Source organism: Sphingomonas sp. IC081 (genome assembly GCF_006874585.1).
GTDB lineage: Bacteria > Pseudomonadota > Alphaproteobacteria > Sphingomonadales > Sphingomonadaceae > Novosphingobium.
In genome coordinates, this window is sequence record NZ_CP029761.1 from 2,467,502 (window position 1) to 2,489,059 (window position 21,558).

Annotated in this window: 18 protein-coding genes and 1 riboswitch; of the genes, 11 read left to right on the plus strand and 7 right to left on the minus strand. The window is 63.2% G+C overall.

The genetic code is table 11. The annotated features are described in order from the left end of the window. Nucleotides 1-139 precede the first annotated feature (139 nt). Nucleotides 140-655 (plus strand): TetR/AcrR family transcriptional regulator, encoded by a 516-nt coding sequence (locus DM450_RS11795; RefSeq protein ID WP_409529335.1) that lies wholly within the window; start codon nt 140-142, stop codon nt 653-655. Here DM450_RS11795 and DM450_RS11800 read toward each other — a convergent pair. Then, entirely contained in the window at nt 644-1,249 is a 606-nt protein-coding gene (locus DM450_RS11800; RefSeq protein ID WP_142635026.1) for a TetR/AcrR family transcriptional regulator, read from the minus strand. The two genes, DM450_RS11795 and DM450_RS11800, sit on opposite strands and share 12 nt — an antisense overlap. Before the next feature lie 213 nt (nt 1,250-1,462). On the opposite strand from DM450_RS11800, the gene DM450_RS11805 reads away from it, so the two are divergent. From DM450_RS11805 to DM450_RS11825, 5 genes are all read left to right on the plus strand, one after another. After that, nucleotides 1,463-4,858, plus strand: a complete 3,396-nt coding sequence (locus tag DM450_RS11805; protein ID WP_260609823.1) for an acyl-[ACP]--phospholipid O-acyltransferase — start codon at nt 1,463-1,465, stop codon at nt 4,856-4,858. A gap of 188 nt (nt 4,859-5,046) precedes the next feature. Then, the gene (locus DM450_RS11810) at nt 5,047-5,538 is read left to right on the plus strand and encodes an asparaginase domain-containing protein (RefSeq protein ID WP_142635028.1); all 492 of its coding nucleotides are present in this window, start codon (nt 5,047-5,049) and stop codon (nt 5,536-5,538) included. A gap of 220 nt (nt 5,539-5,758) precedes the next feature. Next, nucleotides 5,759-7,216, plus strand: coding sequence for a PAS domain-containing sensor histidine kinase (locus tag DM450_RS11815; RefSeq protein ID WP_260609824.1), 1,458 nt, complete (start codon nt 5,759-5,761; stop codon nt 7,214-7,216). Next, nucleotides 7,209-7,667 (plus strand): response regulator, encoded by a 459-nt coding sequence (locus DM450_RS11820; protein ID WP_142635034.1) that lies wholly within the window; start codon nt 7,209-7,211, stop codon nt 7,665-7,667. Before DM450_RS11815 ends, DM450_RS11820 begins: the two co-directional genes overlap by 8 nt. Before the next feature lie 2 nt (nt 7,668-7,669). Then, nucleotides 7,670-9,517: a bifunctional diguanylate cyclase/phosphodiesterase gene (locus tag DM450_RS11825; protein ID WP_260609825.1), complete on the plus strand. Its 1,848-nt coding sequence runs from the start codon at nt 7,670-7,672 to the stop codon at nt 9,515-9,517. Between the two features lie 71 nt (nt 9,518-9,588). Here the strand turns inward: DM450_RS11825 and DM450_RS11830 are convergent, their stop codons facing one another. Next, nucleotides 9,589-10,191, minus strand: coding sequence for a 2'-5' RNA ligase family protein (locus tag DM450_RS11830; RefSeq protein WP_260609826.1), 603 nt, complete (start codon nt 10,189-10,191; stop codon nt 9,589-9,591). Nucleotides 10,192-10,433: 242 nt separating this feature from the next. On the opposite strand from DM450_RS11830, the gene DM450_RS11835 reads away from it, so the two are divergent. Beyond that, nucleotides 10,434-10,949, plus strand: coding sequence for a nitroreductase/quinone reductase family protein (locus DM450_RS11835; RefSeq protein WP_142635042.1), 516 nt, complete (start codon nt 10,434-10,436; stop codon nt 10,947-10,949). 58 nt (nt 10,950-11,007) lie between these two features. Continuing rightward, complete coding sequence (locus DM450_RS11840; RefSeq protein ID WP_142635044.1) at nt 11,008-12,183, plus strand: MaoC family dehydratase N-terminal domain-containing protein; 1,176 nt, start codon at nt 11,008-11,010, stop codon at nt 12,181-12,183. Here DM450_RS11840 and DM450_RS11845 read toward each other — a convergent pair. Then, complete coding sequence (locus DM450_RS11845; protein ID WP_142635046.1) at nt 12,180-13,019, minus strand: PhzF family phenazine biosynthesis protein; 840 nt, start codon at nt 13,017-13,019, stop codon at nt 12,180-12,182. The genes DM450_RS11840 and DM450_RS11845 overlap by 4 nt on opposite strands. A 179-nt stretch (nt 13,020-13,198) precedes the next feature. Here DM450_RS11845 and DM450_RS11850 point away from each other — a divergent pair, with 179 nt between their 5' ends. Continuing rightward, on the plus strand, nt 13,199-13,570 hold the full coding sequence (locus DM450_RS11850) for a glycine zipper 2TM domain-containing protein (protein ID WP_142635048.1): 372 nt from the start codon (nt 13,199-13,201) through the stop codon (nt 13,568-13,570). 263 nt (nt 13,571-13,833) lie between these two features. Beyond that, nucleotides 13,834-15,312: a globin-coupled sensor protein gene (locus DM450_RS11855; RefSeq protein ID WP_142635050.1), complete on the plus strand. Its 1,479-nt coding sequence runs from the start codon at nt 13,834-13,836 to the stop codon at nt 15,310-15,312. A 40-nt stretch (nt 15,313-15,352) separates the two neighbouring features. Here DM450_RS11855 and DM450_RS11860 read toward each other — a convergent pair whose 3' ends face one another. The 4 genes from DM450_RS11860 to DM450_RS11875 are packed head-to-tail and all read right to left on the minus strand — an operon-like array spanning nt 15,353 to nt 19,884. Next, entirely contained in the window at nt 15,353-16,135 is a 783-nt protein-coding gene (locus DM450_RS11860; RefSeq protein ID WP_142635052.1) for an ABC transporter ATP-binding protein, read from the minus strand. After that, on the minus strand, nt 16,132-17,097 hold the full coding sequence (locus DM450_RS11865; protein ID WP_142635054.1) for a FecCD family ABC transporter permease: 966 nt from the start codon (nt 17,095-17,097) through the stop codon (nt 16,132-16,134). The genes DM450_RS11860 and DM450_RS11865 overlap by 4 nt, the downstream gene beginning before the upstream one ends. 13 nt (nt 17,098-17,110) lie before the next feature. Then, on the minus strand, nt 17,111-18,001 hold the full coding sequence (locus DM450_RS11870) for an ABC transporter substrate-binding protein (RefSeq protein WP_142635056.1): 891 nt from the start codon (nt 17,999-18,001) through the stop codon (nt 17,111-17,113). A 59-nt stretch (nt 18,002-18,060) separates the two neighbouring features. After that, nucleotides 18,061-19,884 (minus strand): TonB-dependent receptor domain-containing protein, encoded by a 1,824-nt coding sequence (locus DM450_RS11875; protein WP_260609829.1) that lies wholly within the window; start codon nt 19,882-19,884, stop codon nt 18,061-18,063. Nucleotides 19,885-19,986: 102 nt separating this feature from the next. Continuing rightward, nucleotides 19,987-20,185, minus strand: a riboswitch (cobalamin riboswitch). Between the two features lie 194 nt (nt 20,186-20,379). On the opposite strand from DM450_RS11875, the gene DM450_RS11880 reads away from it, so the two are divergent. Then, nucleotides 20,380-21,519 carry a cell wall hydrolase gene (locus tag DM450_RS11880; protein ID WP_260609830.1) on the plus strand — a complete coding sequence of 380 codons (1,140 nt, stop codon included), beginning with the start codon at nt 20,380-20,382 and terminating at the stop codon, nt 21,517-21,519. Nucleotides 21,520-21,558: the final 39 nt, after the last annotated feature.

The window sequence follows — 21,558 nt, forward strand, 5'->3', positions numbered from 1 at the left end:
CTGTCAATCGAAAAGTGTACTATGCAGTACTATGACAGGATGTACGGGTAAGAGAGAGCTCAACAAGGCAAAGAAGCGCGCCGAGATCGTCGAGGTTGCAACGCGATCGTTTTTCGGCCGCGGGTATGCCGCCACCAGCATGTCGGCCATCGCCGACGAACTGGGCGGATCGAAGGCCACGCTTTGGGCGCACTTCTCCTCGAAGGAAGAACTGTTCGCGGCAGTGGTCGACAACAAGGTCGAGACTTTTTCCCAGGACGTGGACGAAGTGCTTACCGGGCAGGTATTCTCCTTCCCGGCGCTGCGCCGCGCGTGCCTGCGCTTCCTCGACTGCCTGCTGCGCGAGAATTCGGTGCAACTGTTCCGTCTCGTCGTCAGCGAGGGCGAGCGCTTCCCCGAAATCAACGAGATGTTCTACGAGCGCGGCCCCTTCAAGTTCCGCGCCTGCGTGACCAGATTCTTCGAAACCCGCTTCTCGCACGAGGAGGCGGAGCGGCTGACGCTGATGACCGTCTCGGCCATGATCGGCTATCGCTCGGACGTGCTTATGCGTCCGGAGCGGCCCACCTTGCGCGACCGTGAAGCTTTCATCGACATGATGATCGGCCTGATCGACTGGCCTCGCACCCTGCCGGCAGAGCCCTTACCGACCTGAGATCGCGCAGGCGACGCTATCCGCCACGCGCGCTTTGGCGGCTGCAAGCGGATCGTCCTCGCCCAGCATCGCGAAAGTGCCGTTGAGCGCGAAGAAGCAGTGCCCATGGACACTCGCCAGCAGCGAGCGCGCCAGCGGAACCGCCTTTTCACGCACGCTTTCGGGAAGGACTGCGGCAATCTCGCGCACGATCACGCCAGTGATGGTCGCCACTTTCTCGCGGTAGAACGCAGGCGATTCGCTGCCTTCCGGCAGACGGAAGTCGTAAAGCGCAGTCCAGGCGTGGCGATGGCTGAGCGCAAAATCGAAATAGGCGCCGATCGCTGCGTCAAGACGCACGGCACCGTCCTCGCAAGCCGCCAGCCGCCCCTCCAGAAAGGCGATCCACATATCGAGCGTGCGGCCGTTGATCTCAACCATCAGCGCGTCCAGCGAGCCGAACACGTTGTAGATCGTACCCACCGAATAGCCGACCTGCTTGGCCACCTCGCGCGCGGAAAACCGGGCAAAACCGACTTCGGACAGCAAGGCGTGCCCCTGCGCCACGAAAAGTTCGCGCAGTTCCTCGCGGCTGTGATCCGATCGCCGTCCCATTCATGCCCTCATTCGATTGCAGTGCCAGATAACCGAATAAATTGAACGATGTCCAATTTTTTAATTGAACAACGATCAATTAAATGCCACCCCTACCATCGCGACGATGATGTGACATGATTCGTTGCAGAGGATGGGCGAGTGACTGGCACCGTTAACCGCCCGCAAAGTCCTTGAAGTCCAAGCAGTCCCATCAAAAGGGGGAATACGGGCGTGGCGGCACCAGACTTTTCATTGCTGACCAAGCGGCGGTTCGCGCCGATGTTCTGCGTCCAGTTCCTGGGCGCCTTCAACGACAACCTGCTGAAGTACGCGATGCTGCTGCTGGCCAACTACGGCCTGCTGCGCGATGCGCCGGACAAGGCGGGGATGCTGTCGGTGGTCGCAACGGGGCTGTTCACCCTGCCCTATTTCCTGTTCTCTGCCCTTGCCGGCCAGATCGCGGACCGGATCGACAAGGCGAAACTCGTCCGCTGGATCAAGCTGGCCGAAGTCGGCATCATGGGCCTTGCCCTCATTGGTTTCGCGTGGGAATCGATCACGGTCCTGCTCGCCAGCCTGTTCCTGATGGGCCTGCACTCCACCGTGTTCGGCCCGGTGAAGTACTCGATCCTGCCGCAGCACCTTGGCGAGCGCGAAGTCATGGGCGGCACCGGCCTGATCGAAGCGGGCACCTTTCTCGCCATTCTGGGCGGCCAGTTGCTAGCCGGGCAGGTCGTGCCATGGGAAGCGGGTCTGGTCGCCATGGGCCTCGCCGTGGTGGGCTGGCTCGCCGCGCAGGCGATCCCGGCGGCGCCGCCCAGCCGGGGCGGCCATCCGATCGACTGGAACATCGCGCGCGGCACATGGCACATCATCGCCGCCGCCCATCGCGGCCGCGGCGTATGGCTGGCGGTACTGGGCATCAGCTGGTTCTTCACGGCGGGCGCGATCCTGCTGACCGAGTTCGTCCCCCTCGTTTCCGACACGCTGCAGGCGCAAAAGGACGTGGCGACGCTGTTCCTCGTCGTGTTCTCGGTCGTCATCGCGCTGGGTTCGATGACGGTGAACCGCATGCTGAAGGGCGAAGTCTCGGCCCGCTATGTGCCGGTCAGCGCGCTGATGCTGGCCATCGGCCTGATCGACCTGTGGATCTCCACCCGCGCCTTCGTGCCAACGGTGATCGACGCCGATGTGCGCCAGTTCGTGGCCAACCCGCAGTCGTGGAAGATCTTCGCGGACCTCGTCATCATCGCCTTCTCCGGCGGGATGTTCATCGTGCCGCTCTACGCGATCCTCCAGATCCATTCAGCGCCCGAGGAACGCTCTCAGGTGATCGCCGCCAACAACATCCTCAACGCCGGCATGACCGTGGCAGCCGTGGGCATTGTCGCGGTGCTGCTGGGCAACGGGATGAGCGTGCCGGGCGTGATCGGCGTACTGGGCTTCGCGACGCTGCTGGTTGCCGTCACCTCGATCTGGCTGCTGCCCGAAACGCTGTTCAAGGCGGTGATCCGCACGGTGCTGCGCATGCTCTACCGCGTGGAAGTGACCGGCATCGAGAACATGCCCAAGCCCGGCGAACCGGCCGTGGTCGTCGTCAACCACCTCTCCTACCTCGACGGCGTGCTGCTGGGCGCCTTCCTGCCCGGCAAGCCGACATTCGCGGTCCACACCGCCATTGCCAAGAGCTGGTGGATCCAGCCCTTCCTCAAGCTGTTCCGCGCCTTCCCGGTCGATCCCACCAATCCGATGGCGGCCAAGGCCATGGTCCGCGCCGTGAAGGAAGGCCGCACCTTGGTGATCTTCCCCGAAGGCCGCATCACCGTGACCGGCGCGCTGATGAAGGTGTTCGACGGCCCCGGCATGGTGGCCGACAAGGCCGACGCGCCGATCATCCCCGTCCGCCTTGACGGGCCGCAGTACACGCCCTTCTCCCACCTCAAGGGCAAAGTCCGCCAGCGCTGGTTCCCCAAAGTCTCGATCGAAGTGCTGCCCGCACGCCGCTTCAGCATTGAAGGCGAGATGCCTGCCCGCCAGCGCCGCGCCATCGCCGGTCGCCGTCTCTATGACGAGATGAGCCGGATGATCTTCGACACCAGCCACACCGACCGCACGCTGTTCGCCGCGCTCTGCGAAGCCCGCGCGATCCACGGCGGCAAGACCAAGGTGGTGGAGGACATCAAGCGCACGCCGCTGGCCTACAACCGCCTGATCCTCGGCGCCGAACTGCTGGGTGAGCGGCTCGCCTATCGCACCCGTCCCGGCGAAGCCGTGGGTTTGCTGCTGCCGAACGTCAGCGGCGTCGCCCTCGCCTTCTTCGCGCTTCAGGCCGAAGGGCGCGTGCCTGCCATGCTGAACTTCACGGTGGGTCAGGCCAGCCTCGTGTCCGCCTGCGCCACCGCGAAGATCGAAACCGTCGTCACCGCGCGCGCGTTCGTCGAACAGGGCAAGCTGGACGCCGTGATCGCCGCGCTGGAAGCGGACGGTCGCAACGTACTCTACCTCGAAGACCTAGCCGCAGAGATCGGCACCACCGCCAAGCTTTGGCACATGGTGACCGGCCGCCTTGCCGCCAGCCGCCATGCCCGCCGCAAGGTTTCGCCCGACGCGCCGGCGGTGATCCTGTTCACCTCGGGCTCCGAAGGCGCGCCCAAGGGCGTGGTGCTCAGCCACTGCAACCTGCTGTCCAACTGCGCACAACTGGCCGCGCGAATCGACTTCAACCCCGCCGACGTGGTGCTGAACGCGCTGCCGGTGTTCCACTCGTTCGGGCTGACCGGCGGCACCCTGCTGCCGCTGCTGAACGGCATCCGCACCGTGTTCTACCCCAGCCCGCTGCACTACCGCATCGTGCCCGCGCTCGCCTACGACGCCAACGCCACGATCCTGTTCGGCACCGACACGTTCCTCTCCGGCTATGCCCGCATGGCGCACAGCTACGACTTCTACTCGCTGCGCTACATCTTCGCGGGGGCGGAGAAGGTGCGCGAGGAAACCCGCCGCACTTATGCCGACAAGTTCGGCCTGCGCATCCTCGAAGGCTATGGCGCCACCGAGTGCGCGCCGGTGATCGCGGTGAACACGCCGATGCACTTCAAGGCGGGCACCGTCGGCCGGATGCTGCCGGCGATGGAAGCGCGGCTCGAACAGGTGCCCGGCATCGCCGAGGGCGGCCGTCTCTATGTTCGCGGGCCCAACGTCATGGCCGGATACCTGTTGGCGAGTGAACCCGGCGTACTCCGCCCGCCCGCCGAAGGCTGGCACGACACCGGCGATATCGTCACCATCGACGAGATCGGCTTCGTCACCATCCGTGGCCGCGCCAAGCGCTTTGCCAAGATCGCTGGCGAAATGGTCTCTCTGCCCGCTGTCGAGGGCTATGCCGCCAAGGTCTGGCCCGATGCGGAATGCGCAGTGGTCACCCGGCCCGATGCGAAGAAGGGCGAGCAATTGGTGCTCTACACCACGGCCAAGGGCGCCGATCACAAGGCCCTGCAGGAATGGGGCCGCGCCAACGGCGTGGCCGAACTGATGATCCCGCGCGAGATCCGCGTGCTGGATGCCTTGCCTGTGCTGGGCACCGGCAAGCTGGACTACGTGACGCTGAACGAGATGGCGAAAGCCTGATCGGGCGAGCAAGAGCCAACCGTTCAACCCCAACCTCGTCGCCCCCGCGAAGGCGGGGGCCCCGCTTGGCGAGGTTGCAGAAGGAAGCGGGATCCCCGCATTAGCGGGGACGACAGCGTTTGTGCGGAAGGGTCAGGCACTATCGCCAACGGTTGCCCCGCCCCCGCCGCCAGTTTAAAGGCGCGTGCATGACTCTCGCCCCCATCCTCGTCGTCACTACCGGCGGCACGTTCGACAAGCAGTACTTCGACGCGCTCAGCGAATACCAGATCGCCGAAAGCGTCATCGAAAAGCTGCTCAAGACCTCGCGCGTGGCCCATCCGTTTCGCGTGGTGGAACTGCTCCGCAAGGACAGCCTCGAACTCACCGACGAGGATCGCGCCCTCATCCGCGCTACCATCGCCGCGGCGCCCGAAAGCCACGTGGTCGTCACTCATGGCACCGACACCATGACCGACACCGCCAAGGCGCTGGAAGGTCTGGAAGGCAAGACCGTGGTGCTAACCGGTGCCCTCGCCCCCGCGCGCTTTGCCGAAAGCGATGCAACCTTCAACCTTGGCATGGCCTTTGCTTGCTGTCAGTCTGCACAGCCCGGCGTGTGGATCACCATGAGCGGGTCGGTGTTTGACGGGCTCAAAGTGCGCAAGGACCGCGACGCAGGCAAGTTCGTCGCGATCTGAGCGCTCACCCTGTAAAATCCGCCCTGCAATCGTTGCGAGGCCCTCGCATTACGGGAATAGACGGAAGTGCTCCTTCGTGAGCCGCAAACGGCCTAGGTCCAAAGTATGACGCTGGAGGTTCATTCCTCGCGTCGCTGAAGAACGCGAAACGACCTCCCGGTCGCACCGCCTGATCCTTCCCGCTCCCGGGAAAGGACTGGCGATCTGCATGGGAGGTCGTGTGACGATTACTGTCGATAGCCTGGCCGAAACCCACGCCGCGCTCCAACATGCGCCGATCGGCGCCGCCATCCTCGATAGGGCCGGAGTCATTTCGTGGGCCAATCCTGCCCTGGGCTCAATCGTTGGCGAAACGGATGCCACCGCCCTGCGCCTTTCATTGATCACCGTCTGGTTCGAGACGGAAGAAGGCGACGCGCTGTTGCAGATGATCGAGTCCCATTTCGACGCCTTGCCGGAAACGCGCGTCCCCTGGTCCCGAGCAATCAACTTCAACCGCCGAGATGGTGCCGAACAGCCCTGCGAAATCACCCTTGTGCCCTGCACTGCAGCATTCGACCAATGGGCGATCCTTTACGTGAAGAGCCTTGCCCAACTGACCTTGGCGGAAAAGCGCTTCACCCAGATCTTCGAGAACCTACCCCTCGGTCTTCTCGTAATAGATGGTCGCCAGCGGATCGTTCAGGTCAACTCCGCGCTGGCCGACGAGTTCGGCTACGCCCGTGAAGAGCTTGTCGGCAGATCACTCGAAATGTTGCTGCCCGAGCGCTATCGCGCAAGTCACGCAGGCCATGTCGAAGGCTATACTCGAGCGCCCGAATCCCGGGCGATGGGCTCTGGCCGCGACCTTACCGGACGCCATCGTTCCGGTCGCGAGATCCCTGTAGAGATCGCCCTCACCCGTCTCGAGACGGTCGCCCAACCGCTTTTCATGGCGATCATCACCGACATCTCGAAACGCAAGCGCGCACAGATGGCGCTCGAGCAGACCAATACACAACTCGAAGAATTCACCTATGTCGCCAGCCATGACTTGCGGTCACCACTGCGTGGGATCGGCGACCTTGTCTCGTGGATCCGCGAAGACATCGGCGACGAACACCTTTCCGACGGAGTAAAACACAACTTCGACCGCATCTCGCTGCGCATAACTCGCGCAGAGCAAATGATCGATGATCTCCTGACGTATGCCCGGGTTGGCGTGCGCGATCCGCACATGGAATCCATCGACCCTGCCAAGCTCATCGAAGAGGCCGTAACTCTTGCCAACGTGCCGGACGGTTTCACCGTCACCATCGAAGCCAACGGCTCGCGCTTCAGCGCCCCGCTGGCGCCTCTTGCGACCAGCCTCCGCAATCTGATCGGCAATGCGGTCAAACACCATGGCAGCGAAACCGGTGTAATTCGCATTACCATGCATGACGAAGGCCGCTTCGCGGTCTTCACCGTCGATGACGATGGGCGAGGGGTCACCCCCGGTACCGAAGAGCGCATCTTCAAGCTGTTCCACCGCGCCTCTCCCGGCACCAGCGGCGACGGCCTCGGCCTCGCCTTCACGCGGCGGATGATCAACGCCCACGGAGGCATGATCACGGTACAATCGCCAGGGGCGCTTGGCGGCGCCAGCTTCGAGATCCACTGGCCGCGCATCCTGCTCAAGGAGTTCGAAGATGACTGATACTCTTGAAAAGGTGACAAACGACACTCGCCAATCCGTATGCACGGTTCTGGTGGTGGACGACGACGACGTTGCGCTCGAAGGCGTGTTGCGCAGCTTCGTCCGACACGATGTCCCCTGCAATCTGGTCACCGCGACCGACGGCGCCGAAGCACTTGCGATCCTGCAGAATCGTCACCCAAAAAGTCACGCCGCTACCCCGGTCATCGTTCTGCTCGACCTCAACATGCCGATCATGGACGGCTTCCAGTTTCTTCGCGCCCTGCGAGCCGACCCTGAACTGTGCCGCACGGTCGTCTTCGTACTGACCACAAGCTGCCGCGATCAGGACCGCTCCCGTGCCTACGACGAGCATGTCGCAGGCTACATGGTAAAGTCCTCGGTTGGCCCGCAATTCGCACAACTGGCTCAATTCATCGGCAAATATGCCCGGACCCAGGAGCTACCCTGATCATGACCTTTCAAGCCCGGCCCGAAGCCTATCACCCCGAACCCTACCTCATCGCCTCCAACCCATCCGGCGAAGGGATACCTCGCATGGAATCCCTTCAAAACGGCACTTCCGACATCCAGGCCCTGGTAATCGATGACGACGATGTCGACCGCGAACGCCTGATCCGCATGCTGGAGCGCTGCCCGCGCCGGATCAACGTGATGGAAGCAGCGTCGCAGGCGGAGGCGCTGCAACTGATCCGCCTTGCGGAACCGCAATTTGACATCGTCTTCCTCGACTTCGGCCTGGGCGACGGCGACGGCCGCGACCTGGTGCCGACTATCCGCGCCGAAGTTGATCCAGACTGCCCAATTGTTGCAGTCACCGGCAACGCCGACGAGCAGATCGCCGCAGATTCGATCAAGTCCGGCATGACAGAGTTCCTCACCAAGCGTGGCCTTTCGCCCGAACGCGTCGCCGCTTCGGTCGAGGAAGGCATCGCCTGGCGCAAGTACCGACAGGACTTGCGCCGCGCCGAGGAGGAACTGACCCACCGCAGCCTTCACGATCCCCTAACTGACCTACCGAACCGCACCTTGCTGTTTGACCGGCTTGGCCAGTCATGCGCCCGTGCGCGTCGCACCGGCGACGGTTTTGCAGTCATGATGATCGACCTCGACCGCTTCAAGGAAATCAATGACAGCTTTGGCCACGCGGTCGGTGATATCGTCCTTACCACGGTCGCCCGGCGCCTGCGCGGCCATTTGCGCGAAGTTGACACCGTAGCCCGCCTCGGCGGCGACGAGTTCGCCCTGCTGCTGCAGGACATCGACAGCGACGAAACAGCCGCAGCCATGGGCGCCAAGCTGGTCCGCCTGATCGAACAACCAATCGTCCATGAAAGCCGCGTCCTTCACGTCGGCGCCTCGCTCGGCATTGCGCTCTGCCCGCAACGCGGTTTCTCGCCGGCGGGACTGCTCTCAGCCGCTGATGACGCCATGTACGAGGCCAAGCGCGGACTTGCCAAACTGGCGACCTGGCAAGAGGACATGCCCTCGCAACCTCCGCTCGATCCCAGGCTCATGCTGGAGGAACTGGAAACCGCAATCGCACACGATGCCCTGCAATGGCATTGGCAACCCAAGGTGGACATGCGCGACGGCCGAGTACTCGGCTTTGAGGCGCTCGTCCGCTGGGAGCACCCACGCATCGGCAACATCCCCGCCGACCAGCTGGTTCGCGCGGTGGAACACAGCGCCATGCTGGAAACTTTTACCCACCAGTGCATCGACAAGGTGCTAGAACAATTCGCACGGATTCAGGACAAGGTCGACGGCGCCTCGATCTCGATAAACCTCTCGGCGCGTATGCTGGAACGCACCAGTTTCGTGGATGACCTTGTCGATATGGTGAACTGCCATCGTATCGACGCCAAGCGCGTGACGCTCGAACTGACGGAGACCGCGCTCATCACCAACCCCTCGCAAGCACGCCAAGTTGTCGAACGGCTGCGCGAGAACGGCATTGCCCTATCCATCGACGACTTCGGCGCCGGCTTCACTTCATTCGGCTATTTGCGCGACTTCGCGATCAGCGAGATCAAGATCGACCGCTCATTCATCCAGCGCTTCACCGAAAACCGTTTCGATCAGTCGCTGGTCAACAGCCTCGTGGTGCTGTGCGAAAGCCTTGGCATTCCTCTCGTCGCCGAGGGCGTGGAAAATGAGGAAATCCGCGACTTGCTGGTATCGCTCGGCTGCTTCAACGGCCAAGGCTACGGCATCTGCCGCCCGATGCCCTATGAGGACGTCCTGGGCTGGATGGCCGACTGGCAAGAAAGCGCCCCGACGCGGCAGCTCAATGCCTGAGCGTCCAAGAGGCAGATTTGGCCCGGCCCATTGAAGACGTCGATGGACCGGGCTTGCGGGGCCATGCGCCCTCAGGGCGCGCAGCGATATTCGGCCAAGGTCTTCACCACCTGACCATTGGCATCGACGATCCCGATACCTACGCCATCCACAGTTCCATTGGCCCTGGGCGGGTTCTTTTCCAGCTCGGCCACGAACGCCGCGAAGCCGTTGTGCGTCTCGTTTGCCAGCAAAGTCAGATGCGGGTCAAACTGCATGAAGACGTTGGGCGATCCATAGCGTTCGAATGCGGGCAGCTTTGCGGGGTATTCGCCCATCCACGCAGGAGGGGTAACGTCACGCGACCGAAACGGCTCGGCCGTGAGGGTAATTTCGTCCGCCAATCGCTGCAGGGCTACGCTCCGTCCGACGCGCAGAAACAGCCAGTTGGATGCCGTCCGTTCCGATCCTTCGACGACGAGGGGAAAGGACCGGCAATCCTTCACTGCCCTGGCCACAGCAGCCTTTAGCTGGGGCTCCGCGCTCATGGGGTATCGGGTCATGTAGAGCGTGACGTGAACCGCATGGCCCTGCGCGAAGAATGTCCTCATGCCATGCCGGGCAAGGTCGCTGCTGGTTTTCGCGACGAGATCAACGATGGATCGGGACGGAATGGCGTAGACATCGATACTCACCGTGTCCTCCGCTCGTGCTGGCTGAGCGAACATCATGAAGGCAAGGCAAAGCGGAATTAAGTGACCACGCGACAAACCAGACATCCAACTATCGAATCGAGAGATCCTCATACCGGAAAGGAGGAGTTTGCCCCCAAAAAAACCCGCCCCGATGATACTTCTCCGCGTTCAGCCATCGCTTCTGGACCCACCGGCCAACCTTCGCGATCCTTCGCCGCAACAAGCGTGGAGAGGAGCACGGCATGAGCGACGAAACCGCAGCGGCCATCAGTGCCGTCCGGCGCGACTGGGTGACCGAGCATCGTGAGATGTACTTGGGCTCCGGCGGCGTGCAGGGCCATATCGTGGACATCACCCCCGTCGGCGGGCGCAAGTTCGCGACGCACTGTCTGGTCAAATACACCGGCCGCAAGAGCGGCAAGGTGTTCATCACCCCGCTCTGCTATGCCGATATCGGTGGCGAAGTGGCGATCTGCGGCTCCAAGGGCGGGGCCGACCATCATCCGCAATGGTATCTGAACCTCGTCGCCACTTCCGAGGTCGAGTTCCAGATCGCCACGCAGGCCTTTCGCGGCACCTGGCGCGAACCGGAAGGGGCTGAGCGCCAGAAGGTGTGGGACTTCTTCATCGATTGCCACCCATTCTATGCCGACTACCAGAAGTCGACCGACCGCGTGCTACCGCTGGTTCTGCTCAAAGCAGACGAAGAAATCTCGGTTTTCAAGCCCGAGGACGCCACCGGCCTGCGCAACGCCTGACCTTAACTTCCGAAAACGACACCGGCGGCTGCCTTGCCGCCCAAGGACACCTTTTCCGATGAACGCTACTGCAACCGCCACACTCGACTGCTCCGACATCGACCAGTACCTCGGCAAAGTCATGGACTTCTCGCCCCTGCGCGAGCCGATTGCGGCCAACGATATCCGGCGCTGGGTCCATGCGATGCACTACCCCAACCTCGTGCATTTCGATCCGAACTTCGCGGCCGCCAGCCGCTGGGGCGGCCTTGTCGCGCCGCAGAGCTTCCCGATCGCCACCGACGACGGCCACGGCGCCGCCCCGGCCTGCGTAGGCTGCATTCCCAATTCGCATCTGCTTTTCGCGGGCGACGAATGGTGGTTCCATGACACCCGCATCAAGGCGGGCGACGTCATCACCAATACCCGTATTCCCTTCGACTACGCGGTCAAGGAAACCGGCTTCGGCCCCACCTGTTTCCAGCGCGGTGACAACAACTACACCAACCAGCATGGCGAGAAGATCGCCACGCAGCGCTCCACCGCCTTGCGCTACAACGCCCACGCCGGCGGCGCCACCGTCAACCCGGCCGATTTCGACGATCCCGAGTGGACCGACGAAGCCCTGACGGACATCGAGGCGCGCGTCTTCACCTGGGTGAAGATGCTGCACGATCTTGGCCACAAGGAACGCTGGTGGGACGACGTGGCCGTGGGCGACCAGCTTCCCGAGCGCGTGTTCGGCCCGCACTCGCTGGCCAGCTTCGCCACCGAATGGCGCGCCTATATCGTCAACACCTGGGGGACGATGAGCTTGCGCAAGAACGATCTGGAAGCGCTCGGCTTCACGCGCGAAATGGCCGGGTACGAGAACGATCCGGACATGATGAAGGAGAACCCCTTCCTCACCGACGGCGCCTATTACGGTCCCTCACGCGGACACCTGTTCCCCAAGTACGCCCGCCGCATCGGCATGCCGCGCGGCTATGGCTACGGCGCCTCGATGGGATCCTGGGTAACCGACTACCTCTCCGGATGGGCTGGCGAGCATGGCATGCTCGCCCACTCGATATCAAACTACCGCGGCCCAGCACTAACCGGTGACGTGACGATCCAGACGGCCGAAGTGACCGAAAAATCAATCGATTCCGAAGGGCGTCACCTTGTCCATGTTACTCACCTGATGACGAACCAGCGCGGCGTGAAGATGTGCGTAGGCACCGCCGAGATCGCGCTGCCGAAGAAGCCGGTTTAGAACGCCAACGTGCCGCCGGACGACACAGTATCCACCCGTCCGGCGATCCACACCGAGCCGTCGGCCTCCTGGACACAATGCACCAGGCCGTCGGCCCCGGTCTTCCGTCCCTGCGCCGCAACGTAGCTTCCTTCGGCCAGTCCGGCACCGAACAGGTATTGCGCCACCGCCGCGTTGAGGCTGCCCGTCACCGGATCCTCGCAAAGTCGCCCGGTCGCATCGGCGAAGAAGGCGCGCAGTTCGAACTGGGCGGGACCGCCAGGCGCATGCGCTCCGAGCAACGCCACATCGGTTCCCGGCGCAGCGCGGGCAGCGGGCTCAGCAGCTAACACTGCCTCTGCGCTAGACAAGTGGAGCAACTTCCAGCCCGGTCCATTGGCGGCATGAACAGCCGCGAGTATCCGCGCCGGATCCGCTCCTGTCAGACTGATCGTATCCGCCAAGTCCGCTCCATCCAGTGGTCCTTCACGCATCAACGGCGGCGCACGAAATGCCAGGCGCCCATCATGCTGCCTCACCTCTACAAGCCCTATGCCACATTCCTGAATGATCCGCCCTGCCACCTTTGGCACCCCGTCCGCCATCAACCAGGCATGGGCGCTGCCGAGCGTCGGATGCCCAGCAAAAGGCAGTTCTCCCGCCGGGTAGAAGATCCGGACCCGATAGTCCGCATCGGCATCATTCGGCGGCAACAGAAAGGTGGTTTCGGAAAAACCTAGCCAGCGCGTTATTGCCAGCATCTGTGCAGAATCGAGATCGTGCCCCCCGCGCACAACCCCAAGCGGATTCCCGCTAAGAGGACCTGAAGCAAAGACATCGACCAGATCGATCTGCATCTGCGTCACCTTATTCGTCCCTTTCATTCCGCCGAGCCCGAAATTCCATCGCAATCAGAACGCTCTTCCTCGGCCATTTGCGTCAGTAATCCAAGTGGCGCATCAAACATGATGGAGCCTATAGCCAGATCACGCGTTAAACCGGCAAACTGACCACCTTCAAAAAGGGAAGCCGTAAAATGAAGAAAACGCTTCTAGCGCTCACTATGGCCGCCGTCGCGATTCCGCTCGCAACGCCAGTGGCTGCCGATCCGCCCCGCCATGCTCCCGCCCACGGCTATCGCGACAAGCACAAGTACGATTCGCGCGGTCGCTATGCCGAACCGCGCCGAATGTCCCGCAACGACCATGTCTGGCGCGGACATGACGGGCGCTATTATTGCAAGCGCGACAATGGCACCACAGGCCTTATCATCGGTGCCGGTGCCGGCGCTTTGGCCGGCCACGAGATCGCCGGCAATGGCGACCAGACCCTCGGCGCGATCATCGGCGGCGTTGCTGGCGGCCTGCTCGGCCGCGAGATCGATCGCGGCGAAGTAAAGTGTCGTTGATCGTAACCTGACGACCTGCCGGGGGGCAATGCCGCGCGCCGCCAAGGCGAGCGGCATTGCCCTTCAAAGTATCGTGCAAGCATGAATGCGGACCTAGGAACGCTCCCTAGCCCTTCCAACTCATGATCTTAGTCTCTGTCCTCTAGCCCAGTTAGCGCGCAAGCGTGCGGTCAGTCCGGGAGCTTCCCAGGTCGCTCGCTTGACATCCTGTCAGGGGGCTTCCGGCAGGCAGAACGTGATTGCGAAGGGGATGGGCTGATCACATGAACGCGATTTCGACCGACATCGGCGCCGCCGCAAAAGCCAATATCGCACCGCTTACAGAGAGCAACTATCGGCTCTTTCCCAAGCTGCGGGCGATGATGGTCAAACATGCCCCAAAGGCGCTCGCGCGGCTTTACGAACGTATCGAGGCCACTCCTGACCTTGCCCGCATGCTTCCCAGTGCAGAGATCCGAGAACGCGCATCCAACGCGCAGTATGAGCACTGGCTCAAGATGTTCTCCGGTCGCTTCGATAGTGCTGCCCGCGCCCGAAGCCAAAAGATCGGCGAGATCCATGCCCGTGTTGGACTAACGCCGGACTATTACGTCACAGCCTATGCCACCGTGCTAGAGGACGTGATCGTCGCGATGCTGTCAGGCAAATTCATCACGCCGCTCAACAGCCGCACCACCGGTCAAGTCATCGGGACACTGGTTCGGGCTTCCCTTGAAGACATGCAGATCGCACTGGGCACCTACTTCCTGCACGAGGCCCAAACCCGCGACCGCGCACTGACCGCCATGAGCGACGCCATGGCGGAAGTCGCCAACGGCAACCTCCAGGCCCAACTCGCGGATTTGCCATCCTCGTTCGAAAAACTTGCCGTCGATTTCCATGAAATGCGACGCCGGATGAGCGCAATGGTGATGGACATCACCGAATCCGCGGAAAGCGTGAAAGTCAGCGCTCAGGAAATCAATGCAGCGGCCAGCGACCTTGCCTATCGAACCGAAAGTCAGGCGGCCACGATCGCTCGTGTCGCCGAAGGCATCCGTGACGTGACTGGGGCAATCACTACCACAGCCAGCAGCGCCACTCAGGTCAACGCCAGCGTCGCCGAAGTGGCCCGGCACGCCCACCACGGCGGAACAGTGATGGAATCAGCCGTCGAGGCCATGGACAAGATCAAGAACAGCTCCGCCCAGATTGCCAGCATCATCGACGTCATTGAGGCCATTGCCTTCCAGACCAACTTGCTTGCGCTCAACGCCGGTGTCGAGGCTGCCCGTGCTGGCGAGGCAGGCAAAGGCTTTGCCGTTGTCGCCACCGAGGTGCGCGCGCTAGCCCATCGCACCACGGAATCGGCAAACAACATCAAGGACCTCATTACGACCTCGACGCAAGATGTGCACGAAGGCGTAGACCTTGTCGCGCAAACGCGCGCCGCATTGGAGGAGATCATCGGCAAGCTCGCCGACACGACCGAGCGCGCCGACGAGATCTCCCGCCTCTCCGGCTCGCAAGCAGAAACGATGCGAGGTCTTTCGGGCGAAATCCAGCAACTCGACTCAAACACACAGCAGAACGCCGCCATGGTCGAGGAATCGAACGCCGCCGCACGCGCACTTACCGAGCAGGCAGACGGGATGACCCAGACAGTAGGCAAGTTCAAGTTCGAGCGCCGCACTCGCCTGCGTGGCGACGACGAAGGTGCTCGTTCTGTACACAGCGTGATCAAGAAAGCGGTCGGATTCTAATCCGACTGCGATCCAGCGCTCGACGTCCGCAAGATCACAATCAGCTCAACCGCCCACGCAGACCTGATGCCGCAGGGGACGGCGCGCCCAGCGACAATGCGCGTTCACCAGGGTCCCCAAGCCAGCGCGCCGGGCAATTCCATACACGCGTGACGACTTCGCGTGACAAGGCGATCTCGGGCGGTCCTTCGGCAACTACCCTGCCCTTTTCCAGCACCACCACCTGGTCTGCATGGTTCATCGCCGTTGCCAGATCGTGCAGCACAAGCACCACCCCACGACCGACATTCGCCTGCTGACGGAAATGGCGCATGAGCGAAGCCGCATGGGCAAGATCAAGAGCGGCGAAAGGCTCGTCAGCCAGCAGCCAGCCGGGCTGGGTCGCCAAAACCCGTGCCATCAGTGCCCGTGCCCGCTCACCGCCCGACAGGCGGGAAACCGGACGATGTCGCAGTTCCTGCAAATCCATCGCCGCTATGGCGTCCTCGATCGCCTCTCGTGATTCGATCGCGGGTGCGTCCTTCCACGGCAGCCGGCCAAGAGAGATCAACACTTCGACCGATACGTCCCAGGCCACCTCCGGTGACTGCGGAAGATAGCCGATCCATCGCGCGCGGCGCGAAAGAGTCTGGCGGTGCAATGGCAATCCGCCAAGCAGCGTCTCGCCGCTATCAGGGAGCATCAACCCGGCGAGGCACGACAATGCGGTCGACTTCCCAGCACCGTTAGGCCCGCAGATCGCGGTGACCATTCCGCGCCGGCATTGCAGCGACACTCTGTCAAGCCGTCCTGCGACGCCAGCCAGATTAAGAGCGAGCGTCATGCCAATTCCTTGCGCATGCGCAGCAAGAGCCGCAGGAAGAACGGCGTACCGAGCAGGCTGAGCGCAATGCCCAGCCGCAACTCGCCCCCCGCCAGCGGCAAAATGCGGCATAGGCAGTCCGCCAGCAGCATCAGCAATGCACCAGCCAATGCAGAAGGCAACAACAACGACGAGGGGCGACGGTCGGTAAGTGGGCGCACCAGATGGGGCACCATCAGCCCGACGAATCCGATAATCCCGGCCACTGCCACACCAGCTCCAACGGTGAGCCCAACCCCTGCAATCATCAAAGCTCGCAAACGCAACAGGTCGACGCCAAGTGAATGGGCGGCGACTTCACCCAGCGTCATCGCGTCGAGGTCACGTCCGGCAATCCCCAGCACCATGGCTCCCAGCACTGTAAGCGGCGCCGCGATCCACACCTCGTGCCAACTTCTATCGGCTAGTGAACCCATCATCCAGGTCACTATCTCACTCATCGCAAAGGGGGACGGGCTAAGACTGATGGCAAGGCTCATCAGCGCGCCGGCCAGACTGGATACCATCAATCCCGCAAGCGTGAACAAAGCCACTCCGCCGCCACGTCCGGCGATCAGCGCCAGCAGAGCCATCGCCCCGCCCGCCCCCGCCAGCGCGAAGAGCGGCAACATATAGGGAGCGGCGGCATAGCCGGTCCAGAAACTCAGCACTGCGCCCAGTGCGGCCCCGGGGGCGATCCCGAACAGGCCGGGGTCGGCAAGCGGATTGCGCAAATAACCCTGCATCGCGGCTCCGGCAGTGCCGAGCCCTCCGCCCAGAACCAACGCCAGCACTGCACGCGGCAGTCGTAGTTCGACGAGGATCACCGACGCAGTCTGCAATTGCGGCGCAAGCGGGTCGATCCACACCCGCCCCGCCAGCAACGACAGCGGCACGGCAAGCAGCAGTGCAGCAAGCAGCGCGAGAATCACACGGATGTTCATGAGTGGGGGGAATTCATGGCCGGCGCAGTTCATGCCTTGCTGCCGCGAGTTCGCCAAGCACTCTCGGAACAGTTGGGCCCCCACACCAAAGTGCGGCATGGTCAAGTTTGAAATAGGTCGTGCGCGCCAGCTTTTTGAGCGATGGGTGACGCAACATCCGATACTCGTCGTCCTGACCGTGCGGCTTTGGATTTCCGATTGAGAAGATGATCCGCGGTGGGTCTGCCAGTACTGATTCCAACGGTAGATAATCAGCCTGGCCAAGACCACGCGTGGAAACAGCATTCTCGAATCCAGCCCGACGCATCATGTCGGCAATCAACGTCGCATTACCGGCAACCAACCCGCCGGACTGCCAGACCAGCGCCGGTACAGGCTTCCAGCCCGAGGGCGGCGCAGCACGCGCCAGCGCTTCGTCGATTCGCGCGACCAGTGCCTCTCCCCGCTCGGGATGGCCAGCAAGGCTCGCCAATTCACGCACCTGTTTTCGTGTAGACGCGATATCCGAAGCGATAGGAACACGTACCACCCGGTATCCCAGGCCATTCAATGCACCGAAGGAGGCAGGATCGAGGAACGTACTCGCCACCACCACTTGCGGACCGATTGCAGCGACTTCCTCGACCGAGCCGGACACCGCACGAAATCGGCGGGCGACAGCAATGTCCATCGAACTCGCAACCGGGTCGTGGCTATAGCTCGAAATCGCCAGCAATTGCCCCGGATCGGCCACTTCCGCAAGAATTGCGTCAGTACAGGGATTGAGCGAGACGATGGTGGGGGTCTTAGGCATCGTTGCGGGATCCGACGGCGGGTTGGATGAGGCAATATCGGTGTCATCCAACCCGGCCATCACCACCCACGCGCCGCTGACAGCCAGCGCGCACGCGAGCAGGAATACCATGCGCTTTCCCTCCTGGTCCGGGGGAGCAGGGCTCGGTAAACCAGGGGAAAGCGCGTCGGTCACATCTTCACCCGGACCCCCGCATAGGCAGCGCGCCCTGCGGTACCGTACGTCCGCACCACTTCGTAGTGCTCGTCAAACAGGTTCTCGACGCGGCCGTAGACCTCAAGGTGATCGTTCACCGCGACCGCCCCCCGCAGGCCCACCAGCACGTGGCCAGCCAGCCAGTATTGGTTCGCGACATCATCATAGCGCCCGCCGCCCACACGCAGGTCCGCGCCTAAACGGAACCGCTCGGCAATCAAGCGGTCGAGGCTGGCGTAGAAGTTGTTCTTCGGGCGGCGCGCCAGTTGCGCCCCGGTGTCTCGGTTCTCGGCATCGAGGTATGTGTAGGACAGGTTGACGTCGAAGCCCTGCCAATCGCTCACCTGCATACCGAGCTCAACGCCCTGCGCCCGCGCGCGGCCGACGTTATAGTAGTTCCATTCGGCATAATCGTAGTCGATCAGGTTCTTCGTCTTGCGGTCGAAGTACGTAACCGTGAAGCGCCCCTGCCCTTCGGCGAACGGCAGTTCAACGCCAGCATCCCAAGCCTTCGAGGTTTCAGGCGAAAGCTCGCGATATCCGCCATTGGTGTAGAGCTGATAGAGCGATGGCGCCTTGAAGCCCTCCCCGTAGCTGGCGCGCAGGATCGGGGCATCGTTGCCCGAACCGATCGCCCAGGCGCCATTGGCCGAGAACGTGGTCTTGTGGCCGAAGTCCGAATTGTCGTCGTAACGCAAGCCGCCGTTCAGCGTCAGCCTGGCGAGCGGGTGAACCGTCAGCATGCCGTAGACACTGTCGATCGAGGTCGAATCCTTCGAACCGTAGTTGTCAGAGAACTTCTGCTTCTCGGTCTCGGCGCCGATCTGGATGCTGGCGAGATCGATCGGAGCGAAAGCGACCTGACCTTCGAAGCGATCGGCGCGGCCATTGGTGGTGTAGGGACCGTAGACTGCATCGTCCGAGATACGCCGCGTGTCGGTGAGACCGTAACCAAGCCGGGCAGTCAGGCGCCCGTCGAGGCCCTTGTAGCGCAGGTTTGCGTAGCCGACCGTATCGCGCTTCATGCCCAGGTTCAGCGCATCGGCCCCGGTGTTGTCGTAGTCGTAATTGGCCTTGGTCCAGTAAGTCCCGGCATCGGCGGTCAGGCCGCCCACCAGTTCCACTTCGGCGCGGGCATTTGCGCTCTTGCTTTCGAAGCCGTCCTTTTCCTTGCCGCCAAGACGCTCGTCGAAGGCCGAATAGCCATCACCCTTGAGCCAGTTGCCGCCCAGCGTCAGGCCGACCGGACCGAGCTTGCCCGCTGCCGATGCGCCGAGCTGCTTCTGGTCGCGCCAGCCGTACTCGGCGTTCCCGCGCACTTGCCACTGGTCGGTCGGACGCGCGGTGATGAGGTTGATAACGCCGCCGATGGCGCGGCTGCCCCACAGCACGCCCGACGAGCCGCGCACCACTTCGATGCGGTCGAACTGGCCAACGGTCAGCGAGCCGAAGTCGAAACCGCCGCCGACATCGCCCGGATCGTTGATGCGCACGCCATCGATCAGCACAAGGCTCTGCGCGTTTTCGGCGCCGCGGATAAACAGGCTCGCGGGCTGGCCGAAACCGCCAGACTGCGAGACCGAAACGCCCGGAAGGCGTGCCAGCACATCGGTGGCGGCCACGGCCTGGGTGCGCTCGATATCCTCGCGGGTAATGACCGAGACCGACTGGCCAATCTCGCTGACCGGGGTTTCGGTGCGGGTGGCGGTGACGACTATGGTATCGTTTGCAATGTCGTCGGCATAAGCGGGGGCGGCAGCGACGAACGGCGCCGCGCCGAGCAGAAACAGGTACTTCACTTGTGGTTCCTCCAACCTGAACGCGATGCCGCTCATGGCGGAGGCCCGCGCGGCACCTCATGCCCGCGCGCGTCTCGCTGCAAGGGGGACACCCCGCCCCGTTGCGGAACGACCGTCATGGGCAGGTCTCCTGGCTCCCGGATCGTCACGCGCCGCCCGCCTTCCCGGCTTTCCGGTTTCCCGGATCTCCAGTGGCACTCTGGGCAGAACACTCCCCGGTCACAGTTGCGGGGACAGCATCGGCTCGGCCGAATTTCCCTCTGGGCCCGCGCTCGCGGACGCCCGTGACGTCTCCTGCGCCGATAAAGGGCTGCCCGCAGCTTGGCAAGCGAACGGGCGAGTCCACCTGCATGTCATCGCTCCCGAGTGACTTGTTCGCCACTCCTTCATCATTTGCGAGGATAGCGTACCGCTTCGGGACAGCCTTGAGCGCGTGGATGCGCGGCCTGCTCCTTTGCGCTAGGCGCTGCGCGCCTCACTGCCCGGGATCTTTTGTTGACCGATTTCGCCGCCTTTACCGCATCTGCCGAACCGGAACTGCGCCCGCGCGATTTCGGCGGGCGGTTCGTGCGCGGTGGCCAGCGCCATGTGCGGCGACGGATGCGGCGACGCTGGGCCCTGGGCGCCAGCGCACTCGCCGCCGTGGCCCTGCCCGCCTTTGCCGAGCCCGGCAGTTGGGAGCGCTTCACCATCGGCAATGCCCAGACAGCAGATCAGGCCGTCCTCCCGATGCCGTTCGAACAGCGCGGCGAGAGTTTTCCCGGCTCTGCCTTCTATTATCTCCAGCCCGATCCGGCCGTACTGACAACCAACGGTAACGGCGTTGACCAGAACCTGCTCGATCCCGCCGCCCCCGTCGGCCGCCCGTTCCGCATGGCTGGCTCAACCCTCGACCGGGCACGGGCGCAGCAGTGCCTGACCATGGTGATCTATTACGAGGCCGCCACCGAGCCCCATGCCGGCCAGCGTGCGGTGGCGCAAGTCGTGCTCAATCGCCTTGCGCACCCGGCCTATCCCAAGACCGTCTGCGGCGTCGTTTTCGAAGGTTCGGAACGGCCGACCGGCTGCCAGTTCACTTTCGCCTGCGATGGCGCGCTGGCCCGTGCGCCGCAGCGCTTCTTCTGGGACCGCGCCGCTGCGGTCGCCCGCGCAGCGCTCGCAGGCGAAGTCTACGCCCCCGTCGGTCTCGCGACACATTACCACACGATCCAGGTCAACCCTTACTGGGCGCCAAGCCTGCACTTCGTGACGACCATCGGCGCGCACCGGTTCTACCGGTTCGAAGGCGGCGCCGGTACGCCCACATCCTTCCGCCTCGCCTATCTCGGCGGTGAACCGATCGCCGCCCCGCACCCACGCGACCTTTCGGCGGCGTCTGCAATGGCCGACGCTGCGCTCGATCCAGTCGCCCTGCAACGCGCCTTCGCCGCGCCCGAGGTCGCCGCTCCGGCAGTTCGCACCGCCACCAGCGACAGTGTTCAGGCCCATGCCACCACTCCCTCCCCGCGTTATGCAGATGCTGTGCGCACACGTGGCGGCGATACACTCTATCAAGCGCAGGGGCTGCCCGAGGCCCAAGGCATTCGCCCGGAGTATGCCAATTCGGGCAAATGGATAGCGACACCGGGCACCTGAACCCCGCAGCGGAGCGCGTTTTCGAGCGTCATGAACGCT